The organism is Corynebacterium sp. KPL1986, assembly GCF_000477975.1.
In the GTDB taxonomy this organism is placed as follows: Bacteria; Actinomycetota; Actinomycetes; order Mycobacteriales; family Mycobacteriaceae; genus Corynebacterium; species Corynebacterium accolens.
This window is the reverse complement of sequence record NZ_KI515719.1, coordinates 596,376-617,143: the sequence shown is the minus strand read 5'-3', so window position 1 is coordinate 617,143 and position 20,768 is coordinate 596,376. Positions and strand designations below refer to the sequence as shown.

Sequence of the window (20,768 nt, the reverse complement as noted above, 5' to 3'; positions counted from 1 at the left end):
TGGGCTTTGATTGCTAGACTGGCTTGTCGTGATTGTGACCAATGATTTTGAGGTACGCGTAGGCGCCCGCACGCTTCTCGATGCCCCCGGACAGCACCTCCGCGTCCAGCCCGGCGACCGCATCGGGCTAGTGGGCCGCAATGGTGCGGGAAAGACCACGACCATGCGCATCCTGGCAGGCGAGACCGAGCCTTATGGCGGTACTGTCTCTCGTTCGGGTCTGATTGGTTACCTTCCGCAGGATTCTCGCGAAGGCAATATCGAGCAAACAGCGCGCGAGCGCGTGCTTTCTGCCCGCGGGTTGGACGATATTAAGCGGCGCATGGCCAAGCAGCAAGAGCTGATGGAAACGGCCACGGATGAGAAGTTCCGCGATAAGGCCATCCGTAAATACTCCCGCTTGGAAGAACAATTTGACTCCTTGGGCGGCTATGAGGCCGACTCCGAATGCGCCCAAATCTGCGATAACCTAGGCCTGCCTCAGCGCGTTTTAGATCAAAAGCTCAAGACACTATCGGGTGGCCAACGCCGCCGCGTGGAGCTGGCGCAGATCCTTTTTGCAGCCAGCGAAGGCTCGGGTAAATCCCAGACCACGTTGCTCCTGGATGAGCCCACTAACCACCTAGATGCGGATTCCATCGTTTGGCTCCGCCAGTTCCTGTCCAAGCACGAGGGCGGACTGGTCATGATTTCCCACGATGTCGAGTTGCTCGAGGCCGTGTGCAATAAGGTCTGGTTCCTCGACGCGGTGCGCGGCGAGGCGGATGTCTACAACATGGGCTATAAGAAGTACCTCGATGCCCGCGCCACTGATGAGGCGCGCCGGCGCCGCGAGCGCGCGAATGCGGAAAAGAAGGCCTCCGCGCTGCAAAAACAGGCCGCGAAATTGGGTGCCAAGGCCACCAAGGCCGCAGCGGCGAAGCAGATGCTAAACCGCGCCGAGCGCATGATGAATGACCTCGATGAGGTGCGCGTTGCGGATAAGGTAGCCAATATTAAATTCCCCGAGCCCGCCCCGTGCGGCAAGACGCCCATGAACGCCAAAGGCTTGACTAAGATGTACGGTTCGTTGGAGGTGTTCGCGGGCGTGGACCTGGCCATTGATAAGGGCTCCCGCGTCGTTGTCCTGGGGTATAACGGTGCCGGTAAGACCACCTTGCTCAAGCTTTTGGCGGGGGAGGAGCGCACCGATGGCGAAGGTGGCATCGTCAGTGGCCATGGTTTGCGCATTGGCTACTTTGCGCAGGAGCACGACAATATCCACCCGGATAAGAGCGTATGGGAAAACACCATCGAGGCCTGCCCCGATGCGGACCAGCAAGAGCTGCGCGGGCTGCTGGGAGCGTTCATGTTTTCCGGCGATAAACTGCAACAGCCCGCCGGAACGCTGTCCGGCGGTGAGAAAACCCGCCTGTCGCTGGCTACGTTGGTCTCCAGCCGCGCGAACGTGCTGCTTCTGGATGAGCCGACCAATAACCTCGACCCCATCTCTCGCGAGCAGGTGCTTGACGCGCTCAATACGTACACGGGCGCGGTGGTCTTGGTAACCCACGATCCGGGAGCGGTGAAGGCGCTCGACCCTGAGCGGGTGATCATCATGCCGGATGGCGATGAAGACCTGTGGTCCGATGAGTACATGGAAATCGTCGAGCTGGCTTAAGCCTGATGAAGACGCTGATCGAGAGGATGCCCGCCTGGCGGGATAAGTTTTGGGTCATTCCCGCGGTAGCGGTAGCGGTGGCCGTCGTGGCGGCCGAAGGCATGTTGGCGCTCGACCGCAACTTCGATCTGGCGTTCTCTCGACTCTACGACGGTAGTGCGGAAAGTGCCCAGGGCCTGCTCACCGCCGTAGCAACCGCCACGCTGTCTCTGGCCGGCACCCTGTTCTTTATCACCCTGACCGCGCTTTCCGGCGTGGTGACGGTGATGGGCCCGCGCCTATTGCACGAGTTTTTAAAGGACCGTTCCATCCAGTCCACGCTGGGGATCTACCTGGCGACTTTTACCTACTCGCTGCTCTCTCTGCGTGCCGTGCGCGCCGGCGGCGAGGGCAAGCAAGAACACGTTCCCTCGCTGAATGTCGCTGTCGACATCGCCTTGGCGCTGATATGCGTGGTCTTTTTGATTTATTTCATCGTCCATATCGCGCAGTCCATTAGCATGTCTCATGTAGTGCACGTGGTGGCCCAGGATGTGGAAGAGCACATGCGGCGCCTCATTGAGCGCGGCGAAGAAGAAAAGGTTGCCAAGGCACCAGGTTCGGATTTCTATGAATCCGCCGATGCAACCCGCAGCTCCCAAACGGGCTACCTGAAATTCGTGGACTACGAGTCTATTGCCCAAGCGGCCGCCGAAGAAGAGTGCGCGGTTCACCTGGGTGTTGCCCCGGGCGATCTCGTGCTAGAAGGCGAGGTCATTGCTCACGGCGTGCCGCACATGCCGGAAAACATTGAAAAGCACATCGTGGTCACGCAGCACCGCGAGGATGCCTCTGCGCACGACCCTCGGTTTACTGCCCGGCACCTCGCAGAGATTGCTGCTCGCGCTCTCAGTACCGGCGTCAATGATCCTTATACGGTCATCGACATCATTGACCGCTTCACGCAAATCTTGGTGGTCATTGGGGACAAGCGCTTGCCGCAGGGGATTATGCATATCGATGGCGAGTTCCGCTTGGACTATCAAACCTTTAGCTACGAACAGATCATTGAGGCGATGTTCACCCAAATCCGCCGCGATGCGGCCGATAACGCCGAAATCTACCTCAGCCTGCTCAACAACCTAGCCAAGGTGGTCGCGCTGCTTCGCACCGTGGAACGCCGCAATGTCCTAGATGAAGCAGCGGAGGCCATCTACTCCGATGCGGGCCGCCAGGTCGGCGGCGAGGTGGAATTGCGCCAGCTAGAAGATTCTTTTCAGCACTTCAAAGCAAACCTCGCCCGGTGGGAAGAATCCGAAAAGCCGGGCGAGGAGAATGAAGACTCCGAGTCCTAAGGGGAGCTTGTTGCGCTTGTCCTAGGCGCGCTTCTCCCCCTAGGTGTGGATTACTCCGCGCCTAGTTGCGGAATCCGTGCACCGGTGCGGGGATAAAGCCACCGCGGTTGATGAACTGCGAATTGCCCACCTGATTGACCGGGATGATCGGTGCGTAGCCCAAAAGCCCACCGAAGCTGACCTCGTCGCCCACCTTGGCGCCAGGTACCGGAATGACGCGCACGGCGGTGGTCTTATGATTCATCACGCCGATCGCGGCTTCATCCGCAATCATGCCGGAAATCGTGGCCGCAGAGGTATCGCCAGGCAGTGCGATCATGTCGAACCCGACCGAGCAGATGGAGGTCATGGCCTCCAACTTGTCCATGGAAATGGAGCCGGACTTTACGGCATCGATCATGCCCCTGTCCTCAGAGACCGGAATGAAGGAACCGGACAATCCGCCCACGCGCGAGCATGCCATCATGCCGCCCTTCTTGACGGCATCGTTAAGCAGCGCCAATGCCGCCGTCGTGCCGTGCGTGCCCACCTGATCGAGGCCCATGTGCTCGAGGATATGTGCCACGGAGTCGCCGAGTTCTGCCGTGGGGGCCAAGGAAAGGTCAATGATGCCGAAGGGAACGCCGAGGCGCTCGGAGGCCATATTGCCCACGAGCTGCCCGGCGCGGGTGATCTTGAAGGCCGCCTTCTTTACTTCCTCAGCCACCTGATCCAGGCTTGCGCCTTCCAAGGAGCCGAGGGCGCGGTCCACCACGCCGGGGCCGGAGACGCCAACGGAGACGACGCAGTCAGGCTCCTCGATGCCGTGGAAGGCGCCGGCCATAAACGGATTATCGCCCACGGAGTTGGCAAAGACGACGAGCTTGGCGCAGGCAATCGCGGAATTATCCTTGGTCAGCTCAGCGGCTTCCTTGATGACCTCGCCCATCTGCTTCGTCGCATCCATGTTGATGCCGGCGCGAGAGCTGGCGATATTGACCGAGGAGCACACTACGTCCGTCTCGGCCAAGGCTTCGGGGATGGAGGAAATGAGCTTTTGCTCTGCGCTCGTCGCACCCTTTTCTACCAGCGCGGAGTAGCCGCCGACGAAGTTAACGCCCACTTCCTTCGCGGCCTTATCCAGCGCCCGCGCGGCATCGACGGGGTTGCCGTCCAAGCCTGCGACAACGAGGGAAATGGGGGTGACGGAGATGCGCTTGTTGACGATCGGGATGCCGAGCTCACCTTCGATGCCCTCGCATACCTCAACCAAGCGGCCCGCTTGCTGCGTTACGCGGTCATAGATGGCCTGGCAGGTTGACTCCATGGTCGAGCGCGTGCATCCCAGCAGGGAAATGCCCATCGTCACGGTGCGGATATCGAGACGATAGTTTTCAATCATCTCGATGGTGTCCAAGATATTGGTGGTATTAAAACGCGTGCTCATGTTAAATCTCGTTCATGGCGGTAAAGAGGTCTTCGGACTGAATGCGGATGGATTGCTGCTTTTCCTCCGCAACCGGGCGCATCCGCTCCTTGATGGTCTGGATGGATACGGCATCCGCATCGAATTCAACGCGGAGGATCATGGTGAAATAGTCACCCATAATGGTCTGCGAGACATCAATGACGTTGATGTCCAGATCAGCAAGAGTCGTGGTCACTGCGGCAATGATTCCGGTGCTATCGGCACCGGTGACGGTCATAATGGCATACATAACCAGTATTCTATCTGGTTCGGTGGGCAACGCTCGCACCACGGTCGCGGCATGTTCTGGCACTGCTGAAAAGAACCGCTGCAGCATAAAAATCGCGCTGTTACCATGGGGCGCTATGGCTGATACCAAGAAAAAGGTTTTGTACATCGGTGGACACGGCAAGGTTGGCCTGCTGGCGGCTCCAAAATTAGCGGAAGCTGGCCACGAGGTTCACTCGCTTATCCGTAACCCAGACCAGAAGGCCGATATTGAGCAGGCCAACGCTACGCCGGTTATTGCAGATATTACCGAGCAGTCCGTTGACCAATGGGCCGAGCTATTCGCAGATTATGACGCAGTTGTATGGGGTGCCGGAAACGGCGGCCGTGGCGGCGCGGAACTGACGTGGGCCGTCGACCGCGACGGCGCATTGGCCGCCATCGAGGCCCTGGAAAAGCTGGGCAAAGACGTTCCTCAGTTCGTCATGATTTCTTATGTCGGCTCCCAGGTTGCGACGACGGACCCAGCCGATGAAAAGTGGTACGCCTATGTGGAGTCCAAGAAGGAAGTGGACAACCGCTTGGCCGATAGCTCTATCCCGCACATCATCCTGAAACCCGCTGGCCTGACGGAGGAGCCTGCGCAGGGGCTGGAATTTGTTGAGGACAAGATGCTGCAGGAGGGCCAGACCTCTTCCCGCGACTTGGTGGCAGACGTCATCGTAGAGGTACTGGGCCGCGAGGAGCTTCCAACGTCTCCAGTCGTATTCGTTGACGGCGACAAGCCAGTCAGCTCGATTAAGTAATAGTTAGCCAGGCTAGCTATGAGTCTCTCGCGCCCAGCCGTCCTGCTCGACTGCGATCCAGGCATTGATGACTGCCTCGCCCTGATGTACCTGGCGGGGCTGCATCACGCAGGCGAGATCGAGTTGGTGGGCGTGAGTACCACTGCTGGTAACGTCGCGGTCCAGCAGACAGCCGCCAATGCACGGTGGATTTTGGATCTTTGTGGATTACCGGAGGTCCCCGTCGCCCCAGGGCGGTCGGCCCCGCTCGAAGTAGAGCTGACCACGACACCTGAAACCCACGGTGCGTCCGGCTTGGGTTATCTTTCCGCGCCCGATCACGATTTCGGCGATATGCAGTGGCTGGAGTTGTGGTCTACCGCCATTGCCCGCAACCCAGGTCTGCACCTCATCATTACTGGGCCGGTAACTAATTTGGCGGACTTCGAGCGGGAGCACGGCGATGCCGTCGCGCGGTGCGGCTCGATTACCATCATGGGCGGTGCCGTTAATTACCGCGGTAATACGACGCCGACCGCGGAGTGGAATTTCTGGGTAGATCCCCACGCGGCAGCACGTCATTTTTCAGCCTCAGCAGAATTGGACAGTACGCTGTGCTCGCTCGAGGTCACCGAGCAATTTCTCATCACTCCAGAGCGCTTGGCAGAAATTCAAGGGCTTCTTGGTACACACCCAATGGCGGAAAAGCTGCCGGAGCTACTGCGGTTCTACTTCGAATTCCATCAAGCGCAAGAAGAAGGCTACCAAGCCCAGATCCATGACCTGCTGACCTGCATCATCGCGCTAAAGAAGGTGCCGTTCGAGGCGGTAGAAACGACTATTGACGTGGAAGCGGACTCTGCGCTGATGCGCGGGACCAGCGTCGCAGACCTCCGCAATCACTGGCGCCGGCCGGCTAATGCCTCGCTGGTGACCAGCGCGGATATTCCAGCCGCCCACCGTGAATTCGATAGGGCGTTGCGCGCATTGAGCGCGCGTGTTGCTCTAGGCGAATAAATCTTTTACCCTAATCCGCAGCGCATACGCCACATTTTCCTACGCTGAGGTGACATAGGCTGGAACTAAAAGCAGTGTGCCCCGATCTCTTTTACACATTGATGGATTAGGAATACCTCTATGCCTCAGCTTTCTCTTACCCCTGCCCGCCGGGGGATGGTCATCGCGGGCGCCGCGCTAGTCGTCGCCACGTGGATCTACTTGGTGCTTTTCCGCCCCACCGATTGGGAGTCCGTAGCGGGCTCTGCCGAAGCGTTGATCACCTTGGCCGGCTACCTCATTGGCGCAGCGCTGCTGCTTGCCGGCACCGTGCCATCCCTTCCAGCTCGTACCATCGCCATTATTCCCATCGCGTTGGTGCTCAACATCGTGGTGGGCCAAATCATCGGATCGAGCGGCATTCCGCTGTATATCGACTCCGTGGGAACCATCCTGGTGGCGGCACTGGCAGGCCCCATTGCCGGGCTTGCTACCGGTACGCTGTCTTCAGTGGTCTGGGGATTGCTCAACCCGATGGCGCTCCCATTCGCCGCGGTGTCCGCTGCTACCGGCTTCCTTTCCGGCTGGGCCATCCAAAAGGGCGCGTTTACCAAGATCTGGAAGGTCATCGTCAGCGGTGCCATCATCGGCATCATCTGCGGCATGCTCGCCGCACCCGTGGCCGCATTCGTCTACGGCGGTACGGCTGGTGTCGGTACCGGCGCGCTCACGTCCCTCTTCCGCGAACTCGGCAACTCCTTGATTGCGTCCGTGACGATGCAATCACTTATCTCTGACCCATTGGATAAGGCCGTTGTCTTCCTCATCGTGTGGGCTGCCGTGAAATCCTTGCCTAAGCGCACCCGGGAATCCTTGCAGCCTCGCTAATGTATCGCCTTCACCCGTCGACGGTCCTCACCATTGCTGCGTGCGGTTGGCTACTTATCCTCGCTCTCAATAGCCCACTAGCCTCTGCAGTGGTAGCTGGCGCAATGCTTGCCTATGGCGTGTGGGCCACGAGATCCCTTGCGATCGTCTTGGCCTCTGCAGCGCTCTGTGTTCCGGTGGCCTTATCGATGTTGGTGATCCACGCCCCCTATGGCGATAACCAACTGATTCCGCTCGTCACAAGCGATGGCCTGCTCATCGCCGCCACACTAGCCCTGCGCTTTTTCGCACTCATGGTGTGCTTCATCGTGGCGATGTCCGTACTGCGAATCTCCGATATTGCGAAATGGCTACAAGTCTCGCGCGCGGGGCACAAAATCGCCTACATCGTTGGTGCATCATTGCAGTCCTTACCGCAAGGTGCGCAAGCCTGGCGGACCGTCCGCGATGCCAACCAGCTGGCGGGAATCAAGGTGACGTGGCGCAATACCATTTCCCGGGTGGTCATCCCAGTAATTTCGCGCCTCCTGATCCAAGGCACCGAGCGCGGCCACGCCCTTGCCGCCGTGGGCTTTGATGAAGAGGGGACCAGGACCCTTTTGCGGCCGGTGCCGGATTCAGCAGTGTCCCGCGTGCTGCGCTACATCATTCCCATTGGAACCATAGGAGTCATGGTCTTTGTATGGATTTAGACGATATTCAGCCAGATCAAGGCAGCATCATCCAAGTACTTGTGCCTTCGGATGCCATCACAGAAAACGTGGCGCAAGAGCTGGGCGAAAAATTCTCATCATCCGCCATCATTGGTACTGACTCTTCCGCGCAGATGAGCTACCTGCGCGATACCTGCATCGAAGAAGTGGTCCTAGGATTAGAAAACCAGGGTGAGGACCCAGCCCGCATGCAGGTACGCGGAGAGGAAATGCTCGCGGCGGTGGGGCTTAGCGATTACGCGGAGAAAAACCCCACCCAGCTTTCTGGCGGTCAGACCCGGAGGCTCGCCGCTGCATGCGTAGCGATCCGCGAGCCCGAGGTGCTCATTATGTGTGAGCCGAGTGCGGGGCTTGATCCCACATCGCTGACGATGATGGTGCAGCTATTGCATTCGCTGCGCAATACGTGCGTTCTCGCCGTGTCATCCATGCACTGGCCCGAATTGGGCGGGATGGTCGTAGGAGAGACCCCACAACCTGCTCCTATACACCTGCAATCGATTTCGGATTATGGGGCGCAAGAATACCTCGGGCCGCTTACTGCGCGCCGCGGACAAGAAAAGAAGCGGTGGTGGCAATCGGCGAAGCCTTCCGGCACTACCTTTAGCGTCGGACCCGTCACCATCCCTATTCGCGGCGGAGGCGTGACCTGGTTACGCGGGGCAAACGGCACTGGAAAAACGTCACTCCTGCGCTCCGCCGCAGGTCTTGATGGGGCACAGCGCCCAACAGAGCCCAGGGGATTGGTCCTACAATCTCCTTATGACCAGGTAATATATTCCACCTTGGGTGACTTTGTTCCCAGTGACGCGTTGAGGGAGTTGCTAGAGCTTGACGCCGATGAGCACCCATTGGATCTATCCGCTTCCCGGCTGAGGCTTGCCCAAACTGCACATGTGGTGGGGATGGGCCACGCCATCTTGCTCATGGATGAGCCCGATAGCTTGCTTTCGCTAACGGATCGAGCACTCATGCATCAACTGATTCATAGGGCGCTGGAATCAGGAACGGCAATCGTCCTTACGTGCCATGATCCAGGGTTCGTCGCAGAGATCGCGCAGTATGTCAGCGTCCAGGAAGTAGAACTTTCCAATACCGGTGGCTTGGCAGAGAGCACCGACTAACCAAGTCCGCGTTCAGCTGGCGCCTTCGCCTCCCAGTGAGAAAAGCGGAGTGACGAAAGCGGGGGTGTTCCTATAAAATTTGTCGGTCTCGCGGACGGGGTTGACGGGGGAGGATCCTCAACTCGGGATTTTTAGGTATGTTGTTTTGCGCGTGGCTGGTAGCCGACTGGGGGTTTCCAGTCGGCTTGTTTCGTTGTTAGAGGTTAGGCTGCTGCGGCTTCCTTTGCTGGGGCGGGATCGCGGTAATACTCGTGGTTGCGCATCATGGCGCAGAGGACGTTGATTCATCTGCGGGCGAGTGCTACAACCGCAGCGTTGTGACGCTTGCCTTCCTTGCACTTTCGTTCAAAGAATTGCGAGCCTAACCCCCGACGTGTCCACTTTCCGGGGTCAGGCCCCAAGAGCAACGTAATGGGCTCGGTTAGCGCTGTGGTGTGATGTCTAGTGACTTTTTGGACTCGGAGTCCATTGACTTTTTGGACGCGGAGTCCAGTTAGTTTTTTGACGCGGAGTCCAGGAAGTTTATGGACAGGATGTCTAACGACTTTTTGGACTCTGGCTTCTTGACAATGTGGGGATGGCAATTCCCATTACTCTCCGCAAGAAGATAGCGGATTTCGACCCCATCCGTGAGGGCATCACGGTCCAGCAGTTCTGCAAGAACATCGGCGTATCGAAGCAGACGTACTACAACATCAAAGCACGTATCGCCGAACGCGGGCGGGCTGGCATCGTGCCCGACAGCACGGCACCGCTGAACCCGCGACGGGTCTACGATGACAAGATTCGACAACAGGTCCTGCAAGCTCGCGGTACGTTAAGAGCCCGCGGCCAAGACTGCGGCCCATGGTCAATCTTCTACTTCTTCCTCGACGAACTCGGCTACGACCAACCACCGTCACGAGCTTTAATCGCACAATGGTTGCACGAGGCTGGCGTCGCTGACATCAATGCACGTAAACGACCGCGTAAGTCCTACAGGCACTTTGCCAGGGGCGAAGTCAATGAACTGTGGCAGATCGATGCGTTTGCCTACAGACTCTTCGATGTGCCTCACACGCAAGTGACTATCTACCAAGTCGTCGACGATGCCAGCCGCTTCGACGTCGGCTCCCAAGCTTTTGGAACTCCAGAAAACGGCACCGATGCCCGCATCACGCTAAGTGGAGCCATTGATGCTTACGGACTTTTCCAAGAAGTCCTCTCTGACAACGGTGATGCCTTTGCCACCTACCATCGCGGCCGGCTGTCGCAAACCGAACGCTGGCTCGCCAGCCTGGGAGTTCAATCAAGTGCGGGCTTTGCTCCCACGACGCAAGGCAAAGACGAGCGATCGCACCAAACCATGACCAGGTTTTTGGATGCTCGTACCCCGACGACGCTGGCGCAGGTCCAACAGCTGATTGTCGACTACCGCAACTTCTACAACACACGCCGTCGCCACCAAGGACTTCTCAGGGGCAAGATGCACATCACCCCAGCCCAAGCCTGGGAGATTATCTCGCATGCCCAGCCACCGACGCAGCCGATTGACCCAGATGTTTTATGGACAAAAATCGCGAAACAATATCACCGGATTCACCCCGACAACCAGGCAGATGCCTTAGCAGCCGACACAGTGGTCGCAACAGATAATGCCCTGCCTGAAGTTGCAGCTTCAGACAGGGCACCAAGTAACGACACTCAGGCAATCCAGCAAGATACACCCCATGCCGATTCCTCAACCGTAATGCCAAGCTCTACCGGTGTAAATGCACTCTGGCCTATCCCGGACAAGCTGTGGATCAACAAAAGCGGGGTGGTACGCGTCATGGGGCACGGCCTCTACGTCGGGCTGCGCTTCAAAAATCGAGCCATCTACAGCAGCGTAGCCGATGACTATGTGGAATTTTTTACTGATCACGACGGTGAGAAACTGTTTTCATTTCCGCTACCGATCCAACTGAATCAGCGTCCACCCGGCGGTCAAATCAACATAAACCACGTTGTCGGCATGTGGCACCGACAACCCCCAGAGCTAAAACCCAACCTCTCTGGGCCACGGCCAAGCCGCCGGAAGAAGCCAAGCTAGCACCAGTACAAAAACTCCGTGGACTCCCCGTCCAAAAAGCGGGGAGACTCCGCGTCCACAAAGTCCCAAGACTCCGAGTCCACAAAGTAGCTGGACTCCAAGTCCAAAAACCTCATGGACATAACACGGTTAGCGCTGTGGAGACCTAGAACTCCGAATGGATTGCTCCACCAGATCGAGGACACGCTCCAGGCCATCCGTATCCCCTAAGGCGAGCCTATTAATAAACCCATCCATGAAGGTTTCCAAATAGCACACCAGGGTATCTATATCGACATCGTCTCGCAGACGGCCTTGTTCCGCGTTGGAAGCGAGGCGGGCGCGGATAGCCTCGTCACGAATGGACTGGTGTTCTTTCCACCGAGCAGCAAACGATGGGTCCGTGCGCAAGAGGGAAGTGATCTCCAGACGCGTGGCAAGCCAATCGTGGCGTTCTGGGTGACGCAACATCTCCCGCATAACCTCGACGAGGCCGTTATTGGCCACTACTTCTGCCTGGCGTGCGGCATCCTCGCGGGCTAAAGAGAGGAATAAGGACTCCTTGTCCCCAAAGTGGTGGAATATGGCGCCGCGTGATTTCCCCGTGGCTTGTTCTAAGAGGCGGACAGTCGCGCCCTCATAGCCATGTTCGGCAAAGCACCGGCGAGCTCCGACGAGAATTTCGTGCCTGCGCCGATTTAACTCAGATTCACTCACGATTGGCATGGTGAGGTCGTCTCCTTTTAGGAATGTTTAATGCTTCAAGTTAAGTATGTTCTAAAACGAACATAGAACGACAACGAAGAAACGCGGGGCCGCAGAGCCCTCTACGGGAGAGAGCGGTGCGACCCCGCGTCTTCAAGCTCAGCGACGAGTACTAAGCCCAAGGGACTTAGTACTTTGTCGTCGCATCAAATGGCTTAGTTCTTCACCATCTGGCGCAGCACGTACTGCAGGATGCCGCCGTGGCGGAAGTACTCTGCCTCACCCGGGGTGTCGATACGTACGTTAGCGTCGAACTCGACGGCGTCGTCGGAGTCCTGCTTGGTAGCGGTGACGTGAACAGTCTTCGGGATGGAGCCGTCGTTGAATCCGGTGATGCCTTCGATGTCGAAGGTCTCCGTGCCGTCCAGACCCAGGGACTCGTGGGACTCGCCCTCAGGGAACTGCAGCGGGATAACGCCCATACCGATGAGGTTCGAGCGGTGGATGCGCTCGAAGGACTCGGTGATGACTGCCTTAACACCCAGGAGGTTGGTGCCCTTTGCAGCCCAGTCACGGGAAGAACCGGTGCCGTATTCCTTACCAGCGATAACGACCAGTGGGATGCCGGCTTCCTTGTAGTTCTCGCATGCATCGTAGATGTATGCCTGCGGTGCTCCCTCTTGGGTGAAGTCGCGGGTGTAACCACCGGTCTCATCCACCAGCTGGTTAGCCAGGCGGATGTTGGCGAAGGTACCGCGCATCATGACCTCGTGGTTACCGCGGCGGGAACCCAAGGAGTTGTAGTCAGAGCGGGACACGCCGTTCTCATCCAGGTACTGCGCGGCTGGGGTGCCCGGCTTGATGGCAGAAGCAGGGGAGATGTGGTCGGTGGTGACGGAATCGCCCAGCTTCGCAAGAACGCGAGCGCCCTTGATGTCCTCAACTGGGTCCGGTTCGGTCGGCATGCCCTCGAAGTACGGAGCCTTGCGGATGTAGGTGGAGTCCTCATCCCACTCGAAGGTCTCGCCCTCTGGAACATCCAAGTTGCGCCATGCATCGTCGCCCTTGAAGACGTCAGCGTAGTCGGCCTCGTACATCTCGCGGGAGATGGCGGACTGGATGGTGTCCTCGATCTCCTGCGGGGTAGGCCAGATGTCCTTCAGGAAGACATCGTTGCCGTCTTCGTCCTGACCCAGCGGCTGGTTGTCAAAGTCGAAGTCCATGGTGCCGGCAATAGCGTAAGCGATAACCATGATTGGGGATGCCAAGTAGTTCATCTTGACGTCCGGGGAGATACGACCCTCGAAGTTGCGGTTACCGGACAGAACTGCGGTAGCTGCCAAGTCGTTCTCGTTGATGGCTGCAGAAACTTCCTCTGGCAGCGGGCCGGAGTTACCAATGCAGGTGGTGCAGCCGAAGCCGGACAGGTAGAAGCCCATAGCCTCGAGGTCCTTCCAGAGGTCTGCACGCTGGAAGTAGCCATCGACAACCTGGGAACCAGGCGCACAAATGGTCTTGACCCATGGCTTGGAGCGCAAGCCCTTTTCAGCGGCCTTACGCGCAATCAGACCAGCACCCACCATGACGGATGGGTTAGAGGTGTTGGTGCACGAGGTGATGGAGGCAATGGCCACCATGCCGTGGTCAAGGGTGTACTCGCCGCCGTTGTCAGGTTCAACGGTAATGGGGTTGGAGTGACGTCCCTTAGCGCCAACCGCGGCGGATTCGCCGTGGCCCTCGCGAGACTTGTTCAAGCCACCGGTGACATCATCGTCGCCAGGCGCGCCGCCTTCACCGGACATGCGCTTAGCCTCAACGGAGGAGTCGTCGACGCATACTTCGTCGGTGGTGTAGTTGGACAGATCCTTACGGAACTGCTCCTTGGCCTCCGAAAGAAGGATGCGGTCCTGCGGGCGCTTCGGGCCGGCGATGGACGGCTCAACGGTGGACAGGTCGAGCTCGATGTACTCGGAGTACTCCGGCTCCGGAGTGTCCTCTGCCAGCCACATGCCCTGGGCCTTGGCGTACTGCTCCACGCGGTCGATCTGCTCTTGCGGGCGACCGGTGAGCTCGAGGTACTTGGTGGTCTCTTCGTCGATGGGGAAGATGGCCGCGGTGGAACCGAACTCTGGCGACATGTTGCCGATGGTGGCGCGGTTAGCCAGCGGGACGGACTTAACGCCGTTGCCATAGAACTCTACGAACTTCTGGACAACGCCGTGCTCACGCAGCATCTCCGTAATGGTCAAGACGACGTCGGTTGCGGTAACGCCGGTCGGAATTTCGCCGGTCAGCTTGAAGCCGACGACCTTCGGGATGAGCATCGATACCGGCTGGCCGAGCATGGCAGCCTCTGCCTCGATGCCGCCAACGCCCCAGCCCAGGATGCCCAGGCCGTTTTCCATGGTGGTGTGGGAATCGGTACCGATACAGGTATCCGGGTATGCAAGGCCCTCGTTGTCAAAGACAACGCGGGACAGGTACTCGATGTTGACCTGGTGGACAATACCTGTTCCCGGAGGAACAACGCGGAAGTTGGAGAAGTTCTCAGCACCCCAACGCAGGAACTGGTAGCGCTCTTCGTTGCGCTGGTACTCGATTTCGACGTTCTTCTCAAGAGCGTCGGTGGAACCAAAGGCCTCAACGATAACGGAGTGGTCAATAACCATCTCGGCAGGGTTCAGCGGGTTCACCTGGTCTGGCGTGCCGCCAAGAGCGGACACGGCCTCACGCATGGTTGCGAGGTCGACGACACAGGGAACGCCGGTGAAGTCCTGCATGAGGACGCGGGCCGGGGTGAACTGGATTTCAGTATCCGGCTCGGACTTTGGGTCCCAATTGGCAAGGGCCTTGATGTGGTCCTCGTTTACATTCTTGCCGTCCTCATTGCGCAGCAGGTTTTCTGCCAGCACCTTGAGGGAGTACGGCAACTTCTCCATGCCAGGAACCGTGTTGATGTCGAAGTAGTCGTAAGACTTACCGTTGACATCAAGGGTCTTCTTGGCGTCGAAGGAGTTCAAGCTTTCAGTCACAGGGAGCTCCATTCCTTGTTGATAAACAGTGTGTTCTGTTTTGTACTCGCCGCCTGCTGGAGTTGCGGGATAAACAAAAGGCGTGCGACCAATTGATGGTTGCGACGAAGCCATGGGGCCCGCAGTGCCAAAGACGGCAAAGAACGCGATGGTTCACCTATTTATTGTAGAGGTAAAAACCTTCCGTTGCTCTCATTGTAACGGGACAAGCGTTCTGTTTAAAGTTATTGGCGGCTCTCGGCGCGTTAACTGCGCGAACGGCCGCGGTAACCTTTATCTTTAGAAAAGATTGGCCCAGGCACAAGCGCAGTGCACAACCCCCGATCTCGGGTGCGCAAGCCCCTGTAATAGGAAAGAAGAGGGAAGGGGATTGAATGGTTCCACATGAAGTGGACATCTCGCAGCTGGCTCAGCAGCTCAAGCAGGACGGCGTGGCCTACTCCGCCCCCTCCTTGGAATCGGATGCTCAGCTGAATGAACACGTCGCCGAGCAACTGCGTGAGGGTGACGGGCTCGCTGTCGTTGATGTTTTTGTCTCCAAGGCTGCGGACGTGCGCGATATTGCACAAGAGCTTTATGACGCTACGGATCTGCAGACCGTCATCGTGCAGACCCCACGCCATGTTTCCTCGGTCAGCGAGAACTATAGCCGCGCGGATATTGAATCCACCCAAGCTCAGTTAACGCCGGGGCTCAATCAGGTCGATCTCCTAGAGCGGTACTACGCGGGGCTTGAGCACAGCAGCTTTCCGATGATCGCGATCGTCGCCGCCGTCTTAATTCTCGCCCCTAGTTTTTGGCGGCCTAAGTTACCGGCGCGCCTCCCAGCATCGCGAGACGCGAGGGTAAGTAGCACCCCTCAGGGGAGGCAGGAGTAGGAAGAAAAGCGGCCTTAAAACTAGCCAGCTTCCGAATACGTTTGTTCGAAAAAATAGTGGACATTTTCCGTTCTTTGAGCCTCCAGTGCGGCCCAAAATCTTCCGCCGATGCGGGCCCGAAGCTTCAAGGGTGAGTGAGTTCCCGTGGCCCGTCGCACCGAAAGGCGTGGAGAAGCCGCACCGAGATTTATGGAAAATGATCGTCAAGCGGCGGCGTCGTAGTTGGGGCATCTATAGGCCTCCGCCGGGTGGCACCGGGCGCCCGCGAATGAAGAAAACTCCACACGCCTAAAGGAGGCCAGGGGAGCGGGGGAGGGGTCCAAGTAAAGGCTTAGTGGTTGACTGGGGCCGGGGGAGTGGTTCTCGGGCGGTGAATCGGTCCTGAATTTGGCGACACTCACGGCCGGGTAGGCCGTAAAATCTAGAAGTTGAAGTGATGAACATCACAATAACGGGATGGTAACAAAATCATTGCAGGTTAGGTACGCCTGTTGTGTCATGTGGTTTAACTTGACTCCACGTAATTAAGTGGAATGTGTGCGAAAAGGGCGTGTCGTGACGTATGGTTCGAGTGTCGACTCAAGGGACATGAATATCTTCTTGAGTTCATGGGCTTAGCCTTGACGGTCAATTGAAGATTCACACGGGTATGTGGGGAAGCACGCCTCGCGGGAATCGAGGAATTGGCGGTACTTGGAAGTCAATGAACCAGAGGGACCTCTCGAACGGGAGGGTAGAAAAACTTTTCACTTGAGCGATGACAATGTTCGAAAAAATAAACATCAACCCACCTTCCTTAAAAGTGGTGAGACGAGTTCGCTAGAGCTCCATCGTGTGGGTATGCGGATGTGGTTCTCCCTGAACCCTTCAACGTTGGACTCCCGGTGAAGCGGGACCCGGTCGCAAGGTTCGCGGAGGAGCGCAGTCGGGTACGCGCAGAATGAGAGAAAGAGGGAACCGAAATCACACTAGGGCCAGCATCGTGTGGCCTGTTCATGGTTTGTGGCCGCTTGCCCTCGCAGGGATAAGCCCAGATTTGGAGCTGTATTTTCACTGCGCCGCGGCGAGTCGCGCCAAGGATCATAGGGCAGTTCTCACTATGCCAAGCGCAGCGTGCGAGGGGGCCTGGACTCTGCCAGCTACCCAAACTCACCGCACGCCATAAGCGAAGCTCGATGAAGATGCGCCAATTCCGGATCTCCCGGATTGGCACTGCGATGGGAGCATAGATGCTTCCCGCAAGGCTAGGGCGCTCACGCTCACAATAAACCGCGTAAGACACGTGGGAGAAGTGCACCATATACGTCGCTGGTATGGGGAAATAGTAGCGAGTGATGGGCATTGAGCCGTGAGGCAGCACAGTTAAGCATCAGTGCATAGGGCTTTAGACGTGCGCACTCCCTAGGTGAAGTCTCTAGATTTTCGGGCTCATGTGCCGTTTACCTCCTGGAGCCGAGGGCTGCCAGGGCGAAGACGCCTACCCATAATCCTCTGGGTAGGTAGCTATCGGATGTGGAATATACCACTAAAGACTCAGGGCTTGCTGCTGTGCGAAATGCGCAAGCTAAAGGTCTCGGGCATTCCTATGTCCATTTACGGCTCATTGTGTCCCAATCTTAAAAAGGAAGGTGATCCAACAAGGAGAATTCCAGTGGCCACCATTCGTTTACCGCGCATTCGACACGTTCGCGCAATCATTGCTGCAGTCGCAGGTACCGCAGCGCTAGCACCCCTGACCGCCGTCGCTCCCGCGGGAGCAGAAGAGTACCCCGATCCCGCCCAGGCCGATGCCGATGCCTCCATCGCCCGCGCTGTATCCAATGTTGATGCTCAGCAGCGGGAGGTAGATCAGCTACGGCAGCTGCTCGACCAGGCAGAGGAACAAGCAGCGGCCGCGACGGATCGCATCGCCGAGCTTTCGGCCGACCCTGAGGTTGCAGACGATGCGGCAGAGCTTGACCAGGCGTATGCCGAGAAGCGCGCGGCCGAGACGGCATTGGTCGAGCACCGCCGCAACTTGGCCCAGCGGGAAGCGCAAATGAATGCCACGCGCAACTTCGCCGAGGCCTCTTTTGCACACCAGCAGCAGGCAAGGGAAGTGACCCACCAGGGCGACCTTCCAAGTGCGCAAAATCAAGATAATAACCTTGATTTTAGGGTAGATGCGGATGCGCTTGCCGATGATTCCGTCAAGTCCCAAAGCTTGAATAAAGACAAGGTTCAAGACTTTACCGACGAAATCGTTCCGGATGAAGCACCACTACCTGAGGCGGCCAACGATGGCGCCGCTGTAGAGGGGCAGGCTCACTCGACTACCCCGAAGGCAGAGTTCGGCACCGCGCTTAACCAAGGGGCAACGCCGTCCTTTAACACGGTGGACTACGGCACCGGATCCTCGGCATCGGATGTTATGGACATTGCCGGCGAGCTCGCCGCAGCCGTCGATCAGGACGATGTGCGGGCGCTGATGGCGGGTTCTGCGGACCTGTTGGGGATTGGCAGCCCGGATACGGCGCCATCGGCAAGCACTGATCCTTCCGCCTTCGGTCAGGGATCGGGAACCCCATCCAGCGCTGCCCCGGGCAACAGCAGCCAGATTGAGGCGGTCATCGCTCGCGCAGAATCTGTTGTCGGAACCCCATACGTGTGGGGCGGTGGCGACAATAATGGCCCCACCGGTGGACTCCGGGACGGCGGCATTGCCGATAGCTTTGGCGACTACGCCCGAACCGGCTTTGATTGCTCTGGATTGACTAAGTACGCGTTCGCCGCGGCCGGCCTAGACCTTCCACACTATTCTGGTGCGCAGTACCAAATGGGCAATAAGGTCTCGCGCGATAACATGCAACGCGGTGACCTCATCTTCTACGGTGCCGGCGGCAGCCAGCACGTGGCAATCTACTTGGGCAATGACCAAATGATTGAAGCCCCGCAGTCTGGGCAGAACGTACAGGTCTCCCCTGTGCGCTGGGCTGGTGCGACCCCGGATGTCGTGCGCCTTCTCTAATTCTTAGCCTTGTGGTTGCTACTATTTAGGGCATGACTGACGCACAGCATCCTGCCCAAAAATTCGACGCCCTCCTCGTTCTTTCTTTCGGTGGCCCGGAAGGAAACGAGGAGGTCGTTCCGTTTTTAGAGAACGTTACGCGGGGAAGAGGCATTCCGCGCGAGCGCTTAGAAGTAGTGGGCAAGCACTATTACCACTTTGATGGGGTAAGCCCGATCAACGGGTTGAATCGGGAAATTATCCATAACGTCGAAAGCGAGCTGAAAAAACGCGGACATAATCTACCGGTTTATTTCGGCAACCGAAACTGGCACCCCTTTGGTACGGCTACCGCAGAGAAAATGGCGGAAGAAGGGATCCGCAACGTGGCCGTCTTTGCCACCTCGGCTTGGGGCGGTTACTCCGCGTGCCGGCAATACGATGAGGACATTGCGGCGATGCGCCAGCACCTTGCAGATAAGGGGCTGCCAGAAATCGAATTCACCAAGATTCGGCAATTTTATGATCACCCCAAGTTCATTGCGGAGATGGTCGATGCCGTCGCCGAGGCCTGGCAGCGTATCCCCGCCGAGAAGATGGGCAGCGCGCGCATGCTGTTTACGGCGCACTCCGTGCCGAATGCACACGATAATGTCGGTGGCGCCGACGGGGACAAGAACCTCTACTCCCGGCAAGTAGCCGAAGCCTCGCGCTTGGTGGCCGAGCGCGCCGGAATCTCGGATTACGATTTGGTGTGGCAATCGCGCTCCGGCAATCCGAAGACGCCGTGGCTAGAACCTGACATCGTGGACCACACCACCACAATCCATGACCACGACGGCGTAGACGCCGTCGTTGTGTGCCCCATCGGTTTTATCTCCGATCACATGGAGGTCATCTGGGACTTGGATTCTGAGCTGCAAGCCGCTGCCGATGAAATGGGCGTACAGGTCGAACGCGCCCGTACCGCTGGCCCCTCCCAGCGTTTTGCCGGCATGATCGTGGATCTGGTGGAAGAACTCGAACAAGGGCAACCGTGGGAGACCAGCGGGAATGTCACCGTCCAGGGGTGTACCACCAACGGCGCGCCCTGCGCTGCAGGCTGCTGCGATATCCGCGCCCACTAAAGGGCCCGCGTGCGAGCCTGCTTCAGCGAGCGAATTCCGCTGCTGAATAAGCCACTCCCGTCATCCGCGCCTGCCGGATATGGCGCCATAGGCGGAGAAGCTGCGGATCGAGGCTGTGATCGTTGATCCTATCCGTGACGGTTTCGATGATCGCGGCAACGCGATCCGCGCGCGCAAAAAGCTTCGCGGCCCGGGGCGGGGTGGCCGATGGCAGGCCGGGCGTGTCATAAAAATCGCTCAGGGTACCCACCGTGAGCCGGGGATTAGTCAGCGCGGTGGACTGGTAACCGGTGGCCGTAATGAGATCGGCGGATTCATTCGTTGCTTTTGTTAACAAGGCGTCTGCTTCGCCGGGGCTCAGCCAGGCTGGTGAGGGCAGCGGCTGATCCTCGCGGATCACTTGCCATGCCGTATGGGCTCGGCGGGGATGGGGGATAAGGACGAGCGAGACTTCCGGATCATTGGTGCGCACAACGATGGCGCCCGCTGAACTTTGTGCCGCCGCACGGGTAGATTCTGAACCTGCGGGAAGCGCCGGCGCTTCACCCGGCCCGGATAAAATGAGCCGGAGGAGGGGCTCCCCGCCCGCGCCTGGCTGAGAGGTGAGCTCTTGTGTTTCGGCGCGCAGCAGGGCGAGCAAGTCGATGAAGGGGGATTCATCGAGGCATTCGGGGCGCCCGCCCAGTTCCGTCAATGCATCGAGCAGCTCATCTGTTGTCTCATGTCCCCACAACCACGCAGCGAGCCAGATGGCGGAGTTTTGGAGAGGGGACCACACTTCGGCGCGCATATCCATGGCGAGCAAGTGTAGTAGA

Annotated in this window: 16 protein-coding genes and 1 pseudogene; 11 read left to right on the top strand and 6 right to left on the bottom strand. The window is 58.3% G+C overall.

Going from position 1 to position 20,768, the window contains the following annotated elements; all coding sequences use genetic code 11:
* Positions 1 to 28 precede the first annotated feature (28 nt).
* Both HMPREF1287_RS02855 and HMPREF1287_RS02850 read left to right on the top strand, forming a co-directional pair.
* Positions 29 to 1,660 (top strand): ABC-F family ATP-binding cassette domain-containing protein, encoded by a 1,632-nt coding sequence (locus tag HMPREF1287_RS02855; protein WP_023017470.1) that lies wholly within the window; start codon positions 29 to 31, stop codon positions 1,658 to 1,660.
* Positions 1,661 to 1,665: 5 nt separating this feature from the next.
* Positions 1,666 to 2,994, top strand: coding sequence for a DUF2254 domain-containing protein (locus tag HMPREF1287_RS02850; RefSeq protein WP_005279149.1), 1,329 nt, complete (start codon positions 1,666 to 1,668; stop codon positions 2,992 to 2,994).
* 61 nt (positions 2,995 to 3,055) lie between these two features.
* Here HMPREF1287_RS02850 and HMPREF1287_RS02845 read toward each other — a convergent pair whose 3' ends face one another.
* Together HMPREF1287_RS02845 and HMPREF1287_RS02840 are read right to left on the bottom strand one after the other, a co-directional pair.
* Positions 3,056 to 4,420, bottom strand: coding sequence for a PFL family protein (locus HMPREF1287_RS02845; protein ID WP_023017471.1), 1,365 nt, complete (start codon positions 4,418 to 4,420; stop codon positions 3,056 to 3,058).
* A 1-nt stretch (position 4,421) separates the two neighbouring features.
* Positions 4,422 to 4,691: an ACT domain-containing protein gene (locus HMPREF1287_RS02840; RefSeq protein WP_034654051.1), complete on the bottom strand. Its 270-nt coding sequence runs from the start codon at positions 4,689 to 4,691 to the stop codon at positions 4,422 to 4,424.
* Between the two features lie 115 nt (positions 4,692 to 4,806).
* On the opposite strand from HMPREF1287_RS02840, the gene HMPREF1287_RS02835 reads away from it, so the two are divergent.
* The 5 genes from HMPREF1287_RS02835 to HMPREF1287_RS02815 all read left to right on the top strand — a co-directional run bounded on the left by HMPREF1287_RS02835 (position 4,807) and on the right by HMPREF1287_RS02815 (position 9,175).
* Positions 4,807 to 5,475 (top strand): NAD(P)-binding oxidoreductase, encoded by a 669-nt coding sequence (locus tag HMPREF1287_RS02835; RefSeq protein WP_023017472.1) that lies wholly within the window; start codon positions 4,807 to 4,809, stop codon positions 5,473 to 5,475.
* Positions 5,476 to 5,493: 18 nt separating this feature from the next.
* Positions 5,494 to 6,471 carry a nucleoside hydrolase gene (locus tag HMPREF1287_RS02830; RefSeq protein WP_023017473.1) on the top strand — a complete coding sequence of 326 codons (978 nt, stop codon included), beginning with the start codon at positions 5,494 to 5,496 and terminating at the stop codon, positions 6,469 to 6,471.
* Positions 6,472 to 6,591: 120 nt separating this feature from the next.
* On the top strand, positions 6,592 to 7,338 hold the full coding sequence (locus HMPREF1287_RS02825; RefSeq protein ID WP_005283022.1) for an ECF transporter S component: 747 nt from the start codon (positions 6,592 to 6,594) through the stop codon (positions 7,336 to 7,338).
* Positions 7,338 to 8,030 (top strand): energy-coupling factor transporter transmembrane protein EcfT, encoded by a 693-nt coding sequence (locus tag HMPREF1287_RS02820; RefSeq protein ID WP_023017474.1) that lies wholly within the window; start codon positions 7,338 to 7,340, stop codon positions 8,028 to 8,030. Before HMPREF1287_RS02825 ends, HMPREF1287_RS02820 begins: the two co-directional genes overlap by 1 nt.
* Positions 8,021 to 9,175 carry an ATP-binding cassette domain-containing protein gene (locus tag HMPREF1287_RS02815; RefSeq protein ID WP_023017475.1) on the top strand — a complete coding sequence of 385 codons (1,155 nt, stop codon included), beginning with the start codon at positions 8,021 to 8,023 and terminating at the stop codon, positions 9,173 to 9,175. The genes HMPREF1287_RS02820 and HMPREF1287_RS02815 overlap by 10 nt, the downstream gene beginning before the upstream one ends.
* A 203-nt stretch (positions 9,176 to 9,378) precedes the next feature.
* Here HMPREF1287_RS02815 and HMPREF1287_RS12040 read toward each other — a convergent pair.
* Positions 9,379 to 9,531: pseudogene (locus HMPREF1287_RS12040) on the bottom strand (IS110 family transposase); the annotation flags it as partial.
* 221 nt (positions 9,532 to 9,752) lie between these two features.
* Here HMPREF1287_RS12040 and HMPREF1287_RS02810 point away from each other — a divergent pair.
* Positions 9,753 to 11,246, top strand: a complete 1,494-nt coding sequence (locus HMPREF1287_RS02810) for an integrase core domain-containing protein (RefSeq protein WP_023017476.1) — start codon at positions 9,753 to 9,755, stop codon at positions 11,244 to 11,246.
* A 129-nt stretch (positions 11,247 to 11,375) separates the two neighbouring features.
* Here the strand turns inward: HMPREF1287_RS02810 and HMPREF1287_RS02805 are convergent, their stop codons facing one another.
* Positions 11,376 to 11,951: a TetR/AcrR family transcriptional regulator gene (locus tag HMPREF1287_RS02805; protein WP_005279159.1), complete on the bottom strand. Its 576-nt coding sequence runs from the start codon at positions 11,949 to 11,951 to the stop codon at positions 11,376 to 11,378.
* A gap of 194 nt (positions 11,952 to 12,145) precedes the next feature.
* Entirely contained in the window at positions 12,146 to 14,962 is a 2,817-nt protein-coding gene (can, locus tag HMPREF1287_RS02800) for an aconitate hydratase (protein ID WP_023017477.1), read from the bottom strand.
* A 374-nt stretch (positions 14,963 to 15,336) separates the two neighbouring features.
* On the opposite strand from can, the gene HMPREF1287_RS02795 reads away from it, so the two are divergent.
* The 3 genes from HMPREF1287_RS02795 to HMPREF1287_RS02785 all read left to right on the top strand — a co-directional run bounded on the left by HMPREF1287_RS02795 (position 15,337) and on the right by HMPREF1287_RS02785 (position 19,953).
* Entirely contained in the window at positions 15,337 to 15,840 is a 504-nt protein-coding gene (locus HMPREF1287_RS02795) for a DUF6676 family protein (RefSeq protein WP_023019838.1), read from the top strand.
* A gap of 1,651 nt (positions 15,841 to 17,491) precedes the next feature.
* The gene (locus HMPREF1287_RS02790; RefSeq protein WP_023017480.1) at positions 17,492 to 18,847 is read left to right on the top strand and encodes an NlpC/P60 family protein; all 1,356 of its coding nucleotides are present in this window, start codon (positions 17,492 to 17,494) and stop codon (positions 18,845 to 18,847) included.
* Between the two features lie 32 nt (positions 18,848 to 18,879).
* Positions 18,880 to 19,953, top strand: a complete 1,074-nt coding sequence (locus tag HMPREF1287_RS02785; RefSeq protein ID WP_023017481.1) for a ferrochelatase — start codon at positions 18,880 to 18,882, stop codon at positions 19,951 to 19,953.
* A 22-nt stretch (positions 19,954 to 19,975) separates the two neighbouring features.
* Here HMPREF1287_RS02785 and HMPREF1287_RS02780 read toward each other — a convergent pair whose 3' ends face one another.
* Positions 19,976 to 20,749: a hypothetical protein gene (locus HMPREF1287_RS02780; protein WP_023017482.1), complete on the bottom strand. Its 774-nt coding sequence runs from the start codon at positions 20,747 to 20,749 to the stop codon at positions 19,976 to 19,978.
* Positions 20,750 to 20,768: the final 19 nt, after the last annotated feature.

Coding starts and splice junctions, on each gene's coding strand:
- HMPREF1287_RS02850 (WP_005279149.1), top strand. CDS start 1,666: ATGAAGACGCTGATCGAGAGGATGCCCGCCTGGCGGGATAAGTTTTGG.
- HMPREF1287_RS02845 (WP_023017471.1), bottom strand. CDS start 4,420: ATGAGCACGCGTTTTAATACCACCAATATCTTGGACACCATCGAGATG.
- HMPREF1287_RS02840 (WP_034654051.1), bottom strand. CDS start 4,691: ATGTATGCCATTATGACCGTCACCGGTGCCGATAGCACCGGAATCATT.
- HMPREF1287_RS02835 (WP_023017472.1), top strand. CDS start 4,807: ATGGCTGATACCAAGAAAAAGGTTTTGTACATCGGTGGACACGGCAAG.
- HMPREF1287_RS02830 (WP_023017473.1), top strand. CDS start 5,494: ATGAGTCTCTCGCGCCCAGCCGTCCTGCTCGACTGCGATCCAGGCATT.
- HMPREF1287_RS02825 (WP_005283022.1), top strand. CDS start 6,592: ATGCCTCAGCTTTCTCTTACCCCTGCCCGCCGGGGGATGGTCATCGCG.
- HMPREF1287_RS02820 (WP_023017474.1), top strand. CDS start 7,338: ATGTATCGCCTTCACCCGTCGACGGTCCTCACCATTGCTGCGTGCGGT.
- HMPREF1287_RS02815 (WP_023017475.1), top strand. CDS start 8,021: ATGGATTTAGACGATATTCAGCCAGATCAAGGCAGCATCATCCAAGTA.
- HMPREF1287_RS02810 (WP_023017476.1), top strand. CDS start 9,753: ATGGCAATTCCCATTACTCTCCGCAAGAAGATAGCGGATTTCGACCCC.
- HMPREF1287_RS02805 (WP_005279159.1), bottom strand. CDS start 11,951: ATGCCAATCGTGAGTGAATCTGAGTTAAATCGGCGCAGGCACGAAATT.
- HMPREF1287_RS02795 (WP_023019838.1), top strand. CDS start 15,337: ATGGTTCCACATGAAGTGGACATCTCGCAGCTGGCTCAGCAGCTCAAG.
- HMPREF1287_RS02785 (WP_023017481.1), top strand. CDS start 18,880: ATGACTGACGCACAGCATCCTGCCCAAAAATTCGACGCCCTCCTCGTT.
- HMPREF1287_RS02780 (WP_023017482.1), bottom strand. CDS start 20,749: ATGGATATGCGCGCCGAAGTGTGGTCCCCTCTCCAAAACTCCGCCATC.